We start from the raw sequence: 13,707 nt of genomic DNA on the forward strand, positions 1-13,707 counted from the left end.
CGCAAGCGACGGGCAAAATCAAAAAGCGATTTTGTCGAACCTGCTGCAGGCTCGAACCCTGCCCGAATTCAGAATAGCAAAAAGGCGCCTTTAGGGCGCCTTTCTACACTGGTGGGTCGTGCAGGATTCGAACCTGCGACCAATTGATTAAAAGTCAACTGCTCTACCAACTGAGCTAACGACCCGCTGTATGCGGTTACTACTAACTTCTTTACTGCTTACTACTGCTTACTACTTTAAACTGGTGGGTCGTGCAGGATTCGAACCTGCGACCAATTGATTAAAAGTCAACTGCTCTACCAACTGAGCTAACGACCCACTGTGCGGTTTACTGCAAACTTCTTTACTGCTTACTACTTTAAAGTGGTGGGTCGTGCAGGATTCGAACCTGCGACCAATTGATTAAAAGTCAACTGCTCTACCAACTGAGCTAACGACCCACTTTTGCGTCACTTTGGGTTTGTTTAGTATCCCTTGGCAACGGCGGCATATATTACTGATTTAAGATTTTGACGCAACAATAATTTTGACGCAGATCGCTCAACTGCTTATGTTTCGCACGGCAAGACCAGAAAAGCGACGATATCTGGTCAGGCCGCACGCATTATTGCGCATTCAGACGTTTTTGAGCCTGCTTTGCACCGTCAGTATTGGGATACTGTTTAACGACCTGCTGGTAGACGGCTTTCGCTTTTGCAGCGTCGCCTTTGTCCTGCATGATCACGCCAACCTTAAACATGGCGTCCGGCGCTTTAGGGGATTTCGGGTAGTTTTTCACCACGGAGGCAAAATAAAACGCCGCATCGTCCTTTTTGCCTTTGTTGTAATTCAACTGACCCAGCCAGTAATTGGCGTTAGGCAGATAAGTTGAATCCGGATACTTCTTCACAAAGGACTGAAACGCATTGATAGCATCGTCCTGCCGCGATTTATCCTGCACCAGCGCGATAGCAGCGTTGTAATCGCTATTAGCATCACCGCCTTGCACTGGGGCAGCAGGCGCCGCGTTAGCGGCCCCTGCGTCCGGAGTGGCAGTCTGGGATGCACCGGCAGCAGGCTGTTGCCCTGCTCCCGCCGCAGCGCCGCTAAGGCTATCCATCTGCAGCAAAATTTGCTTTTGACGTTCCACAACCTGATTCAGCTGATACTGACTTTCCTGGATCTGACCACGCAGGGAATCAATGTCATTCTGGTTATCGGAGAGTTGCTGCTGGAGTTGGGTCAAAAGCTGACTGTGAGCGTTAGAAATACGCTCGAGTTGAGTGACACGGTCTTCGACCGAGCCTGAGCCGACACTACTGATTGGCGCCTGAGCAGTAGCGGCCCAGGGGGCCGCTATGCCAACCAGTAACGACAGACTCAACAAGTGATGTCTGAAGTTACTGCTCATGCGATTCTCTTAGTAAACCAGTACGGCACGACGGTTTTTAGCGTAAGCCGCTTCGTCATGACCCAGTACTGCAGGTTTTTCTTTACCGTAAGAAACGATGGAGATCTGGTCTGCAGAAACGCCTTTACCTTGCAGGTACATTTTAACAGCGTTAGCACGACGTTCGCCCAGTGCGATGTTGTACTCTGGGGTACCGCGCTCATCCGCATGACCTTCTACGGTCACTTTGTAAGACGGGTTGCTACGCAGGAAGTTAGCGTGTGCATCCAGCATTGCAGCGAATTCAGAGCTAACATCGTATTTGTCCAGACCGAAGTAAACGATGTTGTTCTGCTGCAGCTGTTGCATCTGCAGACGAGCCTGCTCTTCAGAAGACATGTTGCCGTGGCCGTTAGCGTCCATACCAGTGCCGGCACCCAGCATACCTTCACCGCTCTGACCATTGTTGGCGCTCTTGTTAGAAGAACACGCCGCGATAGCCATAACCGGCAGAGCAATCATCAGCCCTTTCAGCACTTTGTTCAGTTGCATTTCTTTGATCCTTTAATAATCAATATTGTTATCACAGATACGGCGACCAGGCAGGGAATTTGACCTGTCCATCAGTTGCCGGAAGACGCGCTTTGAAACGCCCATCTGTTGAAACCAAATTCAGCACGGATCCCATCCCCTGAGAAGAGCTGTAGATTACCATAGTGCCGTTAGGTGCCAGACTTGGCGTTTCATCCAGGAACGTTGACGATAAAGTTGTTACGCCACCCGCTACCAGATCCTGTTTGGCAATGTGCTGCTGACCGCTTGCGGAGCTGACCATTACCATAATTTTACCGTCGGCACTGACATCGGCATCCTGGTTCTGAGAACCTTCCCAGGACAGACGCTGCGGAGCACCGCCACTAATACTGACTTTATAAATCTGTGGACGACCCGCCTGGTCAGAGGTATAGGCCAGGGTTTGGTTGTCCGGGAACCAGGTCGGTTCGGTGTTGTTGCTGCGACCTTCAGTTACCTGACGAATCTGGCCAGAGCCCAGGTCCATCACGTACAGCTGCAGACTGCCGGTTTTAGACAGCGCGAACGCCAGCTTAGAACCGTCCGGAGAGAACGCCGGTGCACCGTTGTGCTGCGGGAACGAAGCAATCTGACGTACTGCACCGTTAGCCAGCGTCTGCACAACCAGCGCAGAACGGCCGCTTTCGAAGGTCACATAAGCCAGTTTACTGCCGTCCGGAGACCAGGCTGGAGACATCAGCGGCTGCGGAGAACGGTGTACCACAAACTGGTTGTAGCCATCGTAATCAGACACGCGAAGCTCATACGGGAACTGGCCGCCATTGGTCTGTACAACGTAAGCAATACGGGTACGGAATGCGCCTTTAATGCCGGTCAGCTTCTCAAACACTTCATCGCTGGCGGTATGGCCGGCATAGCGCAGCCACTGTTTGTTCACTTTATAGGAGTTCTGCGCCAGCACCGTGCCCGGTGCACCAGAGGTGTCAACCAGCTGGTAAGCCACGGTGTAACTGCCGTCGCCGTTTGGCGTAACCTGACCTACCACGACGGCGTCAATACCGAGCGCGGTCCAGGCAGCAGGCTGAACTTCCTGAGCAGAACCCGGCTGCTGTGGCAGGCGAGATCTGTCGAGCGGGTTGAATTTACCGCTGTTACGCAGGTCAGCGGCAACAATACCGCCGATATCTTCAGGCGCGGCGCCAGGGCCTGCCCAGGTGAACGGAACCACACCGATTGGACGAGCAGAATCCACGCCCTGGGTGATCTCGATACGAACTTCTGCGTGCAGCACTGCTGCCCACAGCATTAAGAAACTTAACGCTACACGAAATGCCTGCTTCATCATATCTCCCTTATCCGGGCGAAAAGCCCACGATAATTTAGCAGAATGTTAACAAACCCAAATACACAAAACTACCAAAACCCTGTAACTCAGCTTAGTGTGCTTTCCCCGTCGTGACGGGGAAAACCGCGTTAAGGCTTAAAGTCGATCGGTGCGTTCTTGAAGACTTCATAAACAGCTTCACTTGGCGGCTTCGGAATCTTCGCCAGACGCGCTGCCGCAACGGCAGCCTGACAAAGTGCTGGATCACCGCCTTCTGGCTTGATATCAAGCAGAAGGCCGTCTGGTGCCAACTTGATCCGCAGCGAACAGGTCTTACCGGCAAACGAAGGATCGTTATAGAACTTACTCTCGATCGCTGCCTTTATCTGACCAGCATAGCCGTTGATCTCCGCGCCACTAGCGCCGTTGTTCTTATTATTCCCTTTTCCAGCGGCAGCTGCGGCATTACCTTTCGCCCCACCGCCCGTTTTCGGTGCATTCTTACCTGAGCTTAAATCACCGAATAAATCGTCGACGCCCTGCGCTGCGGCCTTGTCAGAAGCAGCTTTCTCAGCAGCAGCCTTTTTCTTCGCGTCGGCGGCCGCTTTCTTATCTGCGGCGGCTTTCGCTGCGGCAGCCTTGTCAGCAGCGGCCTTCTCGGCAGCTTTTTCTGCCGCTGCCTTTTCTGCAGCAGCCTGTTTCGCAGCTTCAGCTTTTTCAGCAGCAGCCTGCTTAGCTGCTTCAGCGGCGGCTTTCTTCTCCGCATCCTGCGCAGCCTTCTTAGCGGCAGCATCTGCAGCTTTCTTCTCAGCATCCTGCTGAGCTTTTTTCGCTGCAGCAGCAGCGTCAGCGGCGGCTTTTTTCTCAGCGTCAGCTGCTTTCTTAGCAGCTTCTTCAGTGGCTTTCTTCTGAGCATCCGCAGCCGCTTTCTTCGCGGCTTCTTCCGCAGCTTTTGCCTGCGCGTCAGCCTGGGCTTTCGCCTGAGCGTCCGCTTTTGCCTTCGCCGCTGCGGCCGCAGCTTCGGCCTGTTTTTGCTGCTCTTGAGCCTGCTTCGCGGCCGCTTCAGCCTGTTTCTGCTGTTCGGCCTGCGCTTTTGCCTGCTCCTGGGCGGCTAAACGCTCCTTCTCCAGCTCTTTCAGGCGCTGTTGCTCCGCCGCCTGTTTTTGCTGAAGCTCTTCTGCCTGCTGCTGCGCCTGTTTTTCACGCTGTTCAGCGGCGCGCTTGCTGCTTGCCTGCTGCTGCTGTTGGCGATTGTAGTTTTCCACTACCGCACCCGGGTCAACCATCACCGCGTCAATAGAAGAACCACCGCCACCGCCAGCGGATGCATCAATGTGCTCATCAAACGAGCTCCAGATCAGGATGGCAATCAAAATGATATGCAGCACCACTGAAACGATGATCGCCCGTTTTAATTTAGCGTTCTCTTCGGTTGCCTTTGACACTCTCGGTTCCCAAACGGTTTAAGCGAAATGGATCAGATTGGCTGTGTCATCAAACCAACGGACTTCACGCCCGCCTGATGCAACAGATTCAGCGCCTTGATGATCTCGTCATACGGAACATCTTTTGCGCCGCCGATCAAAAAGACCGTTTTTGGATTCGCCTGCAGACGGCGCTGCGCTTCGGCAACAACCTGCTCTGACGGCAACTGATCCATGCGATCTTTTTCAACCACTACGCTGTACTGCCCTACCCCGGACACTTCAATAATGACCGGCGGTTCATCGTTACTGCTGACGGTCTGAGAATCTGTCGCATCCGGCAGATCCACCTCGACGCTCTGGGTGATGATCGGCGCTGTTGCCATAAAGATCAGCAGCAGCACCAGCAGCACGTCCAGCAATGGAACGATGTTAATTTCTGACTTCAGCTCACGACGACCACGTCCGCGTCTGGCCATGACTTACCCCTTGTTACTGCTTTTCGCTGCTGGTAAAAGCCTGACGGTGCAGGATAGCCGTGAACTCTTCCATGAAGTTGTCGTAATTCAATTCCAGTTTGTTCACGCGTTGGTTAAGGCGGTTGTACGCCATAACGGCCGGAATAGCAGCAAACAGACCAATCGCAGTCGCGATCAGCGCTTCGGCAATCCCTGGCGCAACCATCTGCAGCGTCGCCTGCTTCACCGCGCCCAGGGCGATAAACGCATGCATGATCCCCCACACCGTACCAAACAGGCCGATATACGGGCTGATGGAACCAACGGTGCCGAGGAAAGGAATATGGGTTTCCAGCGTTTCCAGCTCGCGGCTCATCGAGATACGCATCGCACGAGATGCCCCCTCAACCACAGCTTCTGGCGCATGGGTATTGGCGCGATGCAGTCGCGCGAACTCTTTAAAACCGGAATAGAAGATCTGCTCAGAACCGCTCAAGCTGTCGCGGCGGCCCTGGCTCTCCTGATACAGGCGAGACAGTTCGATACCGGACCAGAACTTGTCTTCAAACGCCTCAGCTTCACGGCTGGCGGCATTAAGGATACGCGTTCGCTGAATGATGATTGCCCATGATGCGATGGAAAAACCAATCAAAATCAACATGATAAATTTGACCAGAAGGCTTGCCTTCAGGAACAAATCAAGGATATTCATGTCAGTCACTGCTTGAACTCCGCGACAATAGACTTGGGAAGCGCACGAGGCTTCATTAGGTGTGGATCAACGCAAACAATCAGCACTTCAGCTTGGTTAAGCAACTGATTTTCAGCGTTGACTATTCGCTGCGTAAACACCATAGAAGTGCCGCGCATCGATGTAATTTCACTTTGGATTTCGAGTAAATCGTCGAGTCGGGCAGGCGCAAGATAATCAACCGTCATCCTGCGTACGACAAAGGCGACACGCTCCGCCAACAAGGAATGCTGATTAAAGTTGTGCTGGCGCAGCATCTCTGTGCGTGCTCTTTCATAAAAAGCAACATAACTGGCATGGTAAACCATACCACCGGCGTCTGTGTCTTCGTAGTAAACACGGACCGGCCATCGAAACAGCGTTGTACTCACTTTACATCCCGGTAATGCAATTAAACGCTGCTTACTATACGCAAGAGAATGAGGGTTTGGAATGGATTGTTTTAAACGTTAAGTAAATTTTTATGGGCTTGTTAAAGCCCATAATTTCTGCTTCAGGCGGGGGAATGTACGCAGACATTCAGAAGAAGAAAAACAGCAGGCCAGCGATGAGCACTAAATCGGCAACCAGCGGGCAGAAAATGCCCTGCCAGAGCACTTTGGTTGGGCGGAAACCCACGCCGTGAATGATCCCAGCACAAACGCCCCACATCAGCAGGAAGCCATGCCAAATCTCCAGCTCACTCGTTTTGGCGGCAAAACGAGACGGGTCCCAAAAAATACACCCAGCCAGCACCAGCGCCATCACTAAGGAAAGAGCCCGCAAGGGGCTCTTGTCCATTACCGCGTACAGTTTCGCGATAACGTATTCCATCAGTGCTCTTCTTTTCCGGCTTTGCTCGCCTCAACGTGCTCGAGAGCCAGCGCGGTAATAATCCCGAATGCACACGCCAGAAGCGTGCCCAGAATCCATGCAAAGTACCACATAATCAGCTCCTTATTAGTACAGAGAGGTGGAGTTGCTTTCGATGTGCTCTTTCGTGATACGACCGAACATTTTCCAGTAACACCAGGTGGTGTAGAGAAGAATGATTGGCACGAACACGATGGCAACATAGGTCATCACATTCAGCGTCAGCTGGCTGGATGTCGCATCCCACATGGTCAGGCTAGCGTTCATCATGGTGCTGGAAGGCATCACGAACGGGAACATCGCGATACCGGCCGTCAGGATCACACAGGCCAACGTCAGCGAAGAGAAGATAAACGCCAGAGCGCCTTTCTCCAGACGAGACATGAGGATGGTGAGCAGCGGCAGCACAACACCCAGAGCAGGAATCAACCACAGCGCTGGCGTATTGTTGAAGTTCACCAGCCAGGCACCCGCCTGACGCGCGACTTCTTTGGTCAGCGGGTTAGATGCAGCATGATGATCCAGAGCAGAAGTCACCACATAGCCATCAATGCCGTAGATCACCCAGACACCGGCCAGCGCGAAGCAAACCATCATCACCAGCGCAGCAATCTGAGCCGCCGCTTTAGCACGCAGATGTAACTCACCTACGGTACGCATCTGCAGATAGGTTGCGCCCTGGGCCACGATCATCGACACGCTAACAACGCCTGCCAACAGGCCAAACGGATTTAGCAGTTGGAAGAAGTTACCGGTGTAGTAAAGGCGCAGGTAGTCATCAACGTGGAACGGAACGCCCTGCAGCAGGTTGCCGAAAGCGACACCTATCACCAGAGGTGGTACGAAGCTACCAATGAAAATGCCCCAGTCCCACATGTTGCGCCAGCGGGTATCTTCGATCTTCGAGCGGTAGTCGAACCCTACCGGACGGAAGAACAAAGAAGCCAGCACCAGAATCATCGCGACATAGAAGCCGGAGAAGGCAGCGGCATAAACCATTGGCCAGGCAGCAAACAGAGCCCCGCCCGCGGTGATCAGCCAAACCTGGTTCCCGTCCCAGTGCGGCGCGATGGAGTTAACCATGATGCGGCGTTCAACGTCAGTACGGCCAATCACGCGCGACAGCATGCCCACGCCCATATCGAAGCCGTCGGTGACGGCAAAGCCAATCAGCAGAACGCCGACCAGCAGCCACCAGATAAAACGCAATACTTCATAATCGATCATTTGACGACTCCTGTCTTAGCGTGCCGGCTGAGAAGCCACGTTGGACTGCTCAAAGTGATAGCGCCCTGTTTTCAGACTGCTCGGCCCAAGGCGAGCAAATTTGAACATCAGGAACAGTTCCGCCACCATAAACAGCGTGTAAAGGCCGCAAATCAGTATCATGGAGAACAGCAGGTCGCCCACGCTCAATGACGAGTTTGCCACTGCCGTCGGCAGAACCTCACCCACCGCCCAAGGCTGACGCCCGTATTCCGCGACAAACCAGCCGGATTCGATAGCGATCCAAGGCAGTGGAATACCGTACAGCGCGGCACGCAGCAGCCATTTTTTCGAACCAATGGCGTTACGGGTCACGGTCCAGAAGGACACAGCGATAATGAACAGCATCAGGAAGCCACAGGCCACCATAATGCGGAACGCGAAGTACAGCGGTGCTACGCGAGGAATAGAGTCTTTGGTTGCTTTCTGAATCTGCTCTTCGGTCGCGTCAGTGACGTTTTCCGTGTAGCGCTTCAGCAACAGACCATAGCCCAGGTCTTTTTTCACGTAGTTGAAGCTATCACGCACGCTTTGATCGGTTGAACCACTGCGCAGTTGCTCCAGCAGGCTGTAAGCCTTCATCCCGTTACGGATACGCTCTTCGTGCTGCACCATCAGCTCTTTCAGGCCCGTGACCGGCTTATCTACCGAGCGGGTAGCAATGATGCCCAACGCGTAAGGAATTTGAATGGCGAAACGGTTTTCTTGTTTATCCTGGTCAGGAATACCAAACAGGGTAAACGCCGCCGGCGCTGGCTGAGTTTCCCATTCGGCTTCAATCGCGGCCAGTTTGGTTTTCTGCACGTCACCCATTTCGTAGCCAGACTCATCGCCCAGTACGATAACGGAGAGAATAGCGGCCATACCGAAGCTCGCGGCAATCGCGAAGGAACGCTTCGCAAAAGCGACATCGCGGCCTTTCAGCAGGTAGTAGGAGCTGATACCGAGCACGAACATCGCGCCACAAACATAGCCGGACGCTACGGTGTGTACGAATTTAACCTGCGCAACCGGGTTCAGGACCAGCTCGGCAAAGCTGACCATTTCCATACGCATGGTTTCGAAGTTGAAATCGGAAGCGATAGGGTTTTGCATCCAGCCGTTAGCGACCAGAATCCACAGCGCGGAGAGGTTGGAGCCCAATGCCACCAGCCAGGTGACGGCCATATGTTGAACTTTGCCGAGGCGATCCCAGCCAAAGAAGAACAGACCAACAAAGGTAGATTCGAGGAAGAATGCCATCAGGCCTTCGATCGCCAGCGGCGCACCGAAGATATCCCCTACATAGTGAGAATAGTAAGACCAGTTAGTCCCGAACTGGAACTCCATGGTCAAACCGGTTGCCACCCCCAGCGCAAAGTTGATTGCAAACAACTTGCCCCAGAATTTGGTCATATCTTTATAAATCTGCTTACCTGACAGCACATAGACCGTTTCCATGATGGCCAGCAAGAACGCCATACCTAGCGTCAGCGGCACAAACAGGAAGTGGTACATCGCGGTCAAGGCAAACTGTAAGCGCGACAGTTCGACAATATCAAACATCTTGACTCCTTGCTCTTCGCATGAAGACTTCGACTGTGGTTCACCGGGAGGTTCACCACAAGCATGCCCTAATACAAATACATTCGCTTCCAGTCCCCTTTTTCTCGCCCACTTTATTCAAATGTGAAATCAAAAGGTGAAAGGTTACAAACACGTTAATTAAATCAAAAATAACCCGTAATTATATTACCCTGCAATTCCCTTACAATAAACAGGTCTTTGCTTAATGTTTTTTACGTTTTACGACGGCGATCAATTTATAGCTAAAACACCGTTATTCAGCCAGTTTGATCTGCAGCAATTTTGCCCCTTTATACCCCGCAACGCCAGCTTTAAACATTGATCCAAAACAATTTACATTGGCAATGTTAATTATTTTTCAATAGAGAATTAATCGTGAATTTGTTGTTAATGATATGTTCCAACGCTTCGTTTGAGGTTAATTTCATGACGCTTATTCTCAACATAAAGCCGATATTTAAAGCTGAAGCTTAAATTTCTCCCATGCACGCCAGGTCATCTTTACACTATTTATCGGGCATCTTTTTCCGTAGTTTTGGCTCCCTCCTTTTAATATTCACAAATAATTCACTTTTGATATAAATTAAATTAACAAATCATTATTTTTTATAAGGTTACATCGAGAAAATATTGCAGAGAGAAATTATTCAGGAAAAGAATAAGTGCGTGGGCATGCGCGATACAACGTAAGAAGAGGCAGGGTTATCAAAGCCGAAACATAAAAAAAGGCCACCCAGGGTGGCCAACCATGTCGAACACTTATTATTACTGTTTCCCCCGCTTGCGCAGGGGCATCTGCTTACTGCGGCAGAATAGCTTTCAGCGCATCGCCAATGTCGGCGAGGCTGCGAACGGTTTTCACGCCAGCGGCTTCCAGAGCAGCGAATTTCTCATCCGCCGTCCCTTTCCCGCCCGCGATGATGGCGCCCGCGTGGCCCATACGCTTGCCTTTTGGCGCGGTAACGCCGGCAATGTAGCCCACAACAGGTTTGGTCACGTGCTCTTTGATATAGGCCGCAGCTTCTTCTTCTGCGCTCCCGCCGATTTCACCGATCATCACAATGGCTTCGGTTTTCGGGTCTGCCTGGAACATCTTCAGGATATCAATGAAGTTGGAGCCAGGAATCGGGTCACCGCCGATACCAACGCAGGTTGACTGGCCGAGGCCGATGTCAGTTGTCTGCTTAACGGCTTCATAGGTCAGCGTCCCGGAACGGGAAACGATGCCTACTTTGCCCGGCAGGTGAATGTGGCCCGGCATGATGCCGATTTTGCATTCACCTGGGGTGATAACGCCCGGGCAGTTTGGCCCGATCATGCGCACGCCAGCTTCATCCAGCGCCACTTTCACGGTCAGCATATCCAGCGTAGGGATACCTTCAGTGATGGTGATAATCAGCTTAATGCCCGCATCAATCGCTTCCAGGATGGAGTCTTTGCAGAACGGGGCTGGAACGTAAATCACGGAAGCAGTCGCGCCAGTAGCTTCAACGGCTTCACGCACGGTATTGAATACCGGCAGACCCAGATGTTCAGTACCGCCTTTGCCTGGCGTCACGCCGCCAACCATTTGCGTACCGTAGGCAATCGCCTGTTCGGAGTGGAAAGTCCCCTGGCTGCCGGTAAAGCCCTGGCAAATTACCTTGGTGTTTTTATCGATCAAAATGGACATTATTTCCCCTCCACGGCAGCAACAACCTGCTGTGCTGCGTCCGTCAGACTTTTCGCTGCAATGATGTTCAGGCCGCTATCTGCCAGTTTTTTCGCGCCCAGTTCGGCGTTGTTACCTTCCAGACGCACCACCACCGGCACGTTAACGCCCACTTCAGCTACCGCACCAATGATGCCGTCGGCAATCAGGTCACAGCGGACGATACCGCCGAAGATGTTCACCAGAACGGCTTTGACTTTGTCGTCGGACAGGATGATTTTGAACGCTTCGGTAACGCGCTCTTTGGTCGCACCGCCGCCCACGTCGAGGAAGTTAGCCGGCTCGCCGCCGTGCAGCTTAACGATGTCCATGGTGCCCATTGCCAGGCCCGCACCGTTAACCATACAGCCGATGTTGCCGTCCAGCGCCACGTAGTTCAGTTCCCACTGTGCAGCCTGAGCTTCACGCGGGTCTTCCTGAGACTGGTCGCGCATTTCACGCAGATCCGGCTGGCGGAAAAGCGCGTTGCCGTCAGCGCCCAGTTTGCCGTCGAGGCAGATCAGGTCGCCCTGCTTAGTGATCACCAGCGGGTTGATTTCGATCAGCGCCAGGTCGCGCTCGAGGAAGATAGTCGCCAGCCCCATAAAGATCTTGGTGAACTGCTGAACCTGTTTACCTTCCAAACCCAGTTTGAACGCCAGCTCACGTCCCTGGTAAGGCATTGGGCCCGCCAGCGGATCCAGCGCAACTTTGTGGATCAGGTGCGGCGTTTCTTCCGCTACTTTTTCGATTTCCACGCCGCCTTCGGTGGAGGCCATGAAGACCACGCGGCGAGAGCTACGGTCAACTACCGCGCCCAGATACAGCTCTTTGTCGATGTCGGTTGCAGCTTCAACCAGAATCTGGTGTACAGGCTGGCCAGTAGCGTCCGTTTGGTAAGTCACCAGACGTTTGCCCAGCCAGTGCTCGGCAAAAGCACGAATGTCTTCTTTGCTGTTAACCACTTTCACACCGCCCGCTTTACCGCGGCCACCGGCATGAACCTGACATTTCACCACCCAAGGACCCGCGCCAATTTTAGAGGCGGCTTCTTCCGCTTCACGCGGTGTGGTGCAGGCGTAACCGACGGGTGCCGGCAAACCATACCGAGCAAACAACTGTTTCGCCTGATATTCGTGTAAGTTCATGAGTTCTATCCATCCAGATAAAGAGCATTAATGCTCGGGGTAAGGTTAGATTTGGTTGTAGGGGCGGGTGTCATAGCACCCGCCAGAGTCTTGTTCGACTACACGTCCAGCAGCAGACGAGTTGGATCTTCCAGCAGCTCTTTAATGGCTACCAGATAACCCACGGACTCGCGGCCATCGATCAGACGGTGATCGTAAGAGAGCGCCAGGTACATCATCGGCAGGATCTCAACTTTACCGTCCACCGCCATTGGGCGGTCTTTGATGGCATGCATACCCAGGATCGCGCTCTGCGGTGGGTTGATGATTGGCGTAGACATCAGGGAGCCGAAGACGCCACCGTTGGTGATGGTGAAGTTACCGCCGGTCAGCTCTTCCACGGTCAGTTTGCCGTCACGGCCTTTCACCGCCAGCTCTTTGATGCGTTTTTCGATGTCAGCCATGCCCAGGGTATCAACGTCTTTCAGCACTGGGGTCACCAGGCCACGCGGGGTAGAAACCGCGATGCTGACATCGAAGTAGTTGTGGTAAACCACGTCTTCGCCGTCGATGGAAGCATTCACTTCCGGATAGCGTTTCAGCGCTTCAACAACCGCTTTAATGTAGAAGGACATGAAGCCCAGACGCACGCCGTGGCGTTTTTCAAACGCTTCACCGTACTGCTTACGCAGTGCCATGATTGGCTTCATGTTCACTTCGTTGAACGTAGTGAGCATGGCGGTAGAGTTTTTCGCTTCCAGCAGACGTTCGGCCACGCGCTTGCGCAGACGGGTCATCGGCACGCGTTTTTCGCTGCGGCCAGCCAGTGGCGCAACCGGCGCCTGAGTGGCTTCGGCGGCTTTCGCCTGCGCAGGTTGTTTCGCTTTCGCTTCGCTCAGGTGTTTTTCAACATCTTCACGAGTGAGACGGCCACCTACGCCGCTGCCTTTAATAGCGCTGGCGTCGAGGTCGTTCTCTGCGATCAGGCGGCGGATAGCCGGGCTGAGGGCATCATTGCTCTGCTCTTCCAGAGAAGCCTGCTGGCGCTGAGCCGGAGTAGACTCTTTGCTGTCAGCTTTTGCGGAGGTTTCTTTCCCGCCGCTGTTGCCTTCACGCAGACGGCCCAGAATCTGACGAGAGGTCACGGTCGTGCCTTCGTCTTCCAGTACCGCATCCAGAACGCCGTCCGCAGACGCGGGGACTTCCAGTACCACTTTGTCAGTTTCGATTTCAACCAGTACTTCGTCACGTTTGACGCTGTCGCCCGGTTTTTTATGCCAGGTTGCCACTGTCGCGTCGGCTACGGACTCAGGCAGGTCAGGAACTAGAATATCTACGCTACTCAT

At 53.2% G+C, this 13,707-nt stretch carries 14 protein-coding genes and 3 tRNA genes; all 17 read right to left on the reverse strand.

Annotated elements, in window-relative coordinates; all coding sequences use genetic code 11:
- Nucleotides 1-109: 109 nt before the first annotated feature.
- Nucleotides 110-185: transfer RNA gene (locus WFK85_RS12910), tRNA-Lys, on the reverse strand.
- A 57-nt stretch (nt 186-242) separates the two neighbouring features.
- A tRNA-Lys gene (locus tag WFK85_RS12915) sits at nt 243-318 on the reverse strand.
- Nucleotides 319-364: 46 nt separating this feature from the next.
- Nucleotides 365-440, reverse strand: a tRNA-Lys gene (locus tag WFK85_RS12920).
- A gap of 164 nt (nt 441-604) precedes the next feature.
- Entirely contained in the window at nt 605-1,390 is a 786-nt protein-coding gene (gene cpoB / locus WFK85_RS12925) for a cell division protein CpoB (protein WP_166994568.1), read from the reverse strand.
- A gap of 9 nt (nt 1,391-1,399) precedes the next feature.
- The gene (gene pal, locus WFK85_RS12930) at nt 1,400-1,921 is read right to left on the reverse strand and encodes a peptidoglycan-associated lipoprotein Pal (protein WP_008456172.1); all 522 of its coding nucleotides are present in this window, start codon (nt 1,919-1,921) and stop codon (nt 1,400-1,402) included.
- Nucleotides 1,922-1,952: 31 nt separating this feature from the next.
- A complete protein-coding gene (gene tolB, locus WFK85_RS12935) occupies nt 1,953-3,245 on the reverse strand; it encodes a Tol-Pal system beta propeller repeat protein TolB (RefSeq protein WP_008456170.1) in 1,293 nt (430 codons plus the stop codon).
- A gap of 131 nt (nt 3,246-3,376) precedes the next feature.
- Nucleotides 3,377-4,672, reverse strand: coding sequence for a cell envelope integrity protein TolA (tolA, locus tag WFK85_RS12940; protein ID WP_166875776.1), 1,296 nt, complete (start codon nt 4,670-4,672; stop codon nt 3,377-3,379).
- Nucleotides 4,673-4,704: 32 nt separating this feature from the next.
- Nucleotides 4,705-5,130: a colicin uptake protein TolR gene (tolR, locus tag WFK85_RS12945; RefSeq protein WP_008456166.1), complete on the reverse strand. Its 426-nt coding sequence runs from the start codon at nt 5,128-5,130 to the stop codon at nt 4,705-4,707.
- 13 nt (nt 5,131-5,143) lie between these two features.
- Nucleotides 5,144-5,830, reverse strand: a complete 687-nt coding sequence (gene tolQ, locus WFK85_RS12950) for a Tol-Pal system protein TolQ (protein WP_008456164.1) — start codon at nt 5,828-5,830, stop codon at nt 5,144-5,146.
- The gene (ybgC, locus tag WFK85_RS12955; RefSeq protein ID WP_008456156.1) at nt 5,827-6,231 is read right to left on the reverse strand and encodes a tol-pal system-associated acyl-CoA thioesterase; all 405 of its coding nucleotides are present in this window, start codon (nt 6,229-6,231) and stop codon (nt 5,827-5,829) included. The genes tolQ and ybgC overlap by 4 nt, the downstream gene beginning before the upstream one ends.
- A gap of 148 nt (nt 6,232-6,379) precedes the next feature.
- Nucleotides 6,380-6,673, reverse strand: a complete 294-nt coding sequence (gene ybgE / locus WFK85_RS12960) for a cyd operon protein YbgE (RefSeq protein ID WP_008456154.1) — start codon at nt 6,671-6,673, stop codon at nt 6,380-6,382.
- Nucleotides 6,673-6,786 carry a cytochrome bd-I oxidase subunit CydX gene (gene cydX / locus WFK85_RS12965; RefSeq protein ID WP_008456153.1) on the reverse strand — a complete coding sequence of 38 codons (114 nt, stop codon included), beginning with the start codon at nt 6,784-6,786 and terminating at the stop codon, nt 6,673-6,675. Before cydX ends, ybgE begins: the two co-directional genes overlap by 1 nt.
- 13 nt (nt 6,787-6,799) lie before the next feature.
- Nucleotides 6,800-7,939 carry a cytochrome d ubiquinol oxidase subunit II gene (gene cydB / locus WFK85_RS12970; protein WP_008456151.1) on the reverse strand — a complete coding sequence of 380 codons (1,140 nt, stop codon included), beginning with the start codon at nt 7,937-7,939 and terminating at the stop codon, nt 6,800-6,802.
- Between the two features lie 15 nt (nt 7,940-7,954).
- A complete protein-coding gene (gene cydA / locus WFK85_RS12975) occupies nt 7,955-9,523 on the reverse strand; it encodes a cytochrome ubiquinol oxidase subunit I (protein WP_008456148.1) in 1,569 nt (522 codons plus the stop codon).
- 820 nt (nt 9,524-10,343) lie between these two features.
- A complete protein-coding gene (sucD, locus tag WFK85_RS12980) occupies nt 10,344-11,216 on the reverse strand; it encodes a succinate--CoA ligase subunit alpha (protein WP_008456147.1) in 873 nt (290 codons plus the stop codon).
- The gene (gene sucC, locus WFK85_RS12985) at nt 11,216-12,382 is read right to left on the reverse strand and encodes an ADP-forming succinate--CoA ligase subunit beta (RefSeq protein WP_008456146.1); all 1,167 of its coding nucleotides are present in this window, start codon (nt 12,380-12,382) and stop codon (nt 11,216-11,218) included. Before sucC ends, sucD begins: the two co-directional genes overlap by 1 nt.
- A gap of 98 nt (nt 12,383-12,480) precedes the next feature.
- Complete coding sequence (gene odhB / locus WFK85_RS12990; protein ID WP_336708442.1) at nt 12,481-13,707, reverse strand: 2-oxoglutarate dehydrogenase complex dihydrolipoyllysine-residue succinyltransferase; 1,227 nt, start codon at nt 13,705-13,707, stop codon at nt 12,481-12,483.

Source organism: Cedecea sp. VD22 (assembly GCF_037150195.1).
In the GTDB taxonomy this organism is placed as follows: Bacteria; Pseudomonadota; Gammaproteobacteria; order Enterobacterales; family Enterobacteriaceae; genus Cedecea.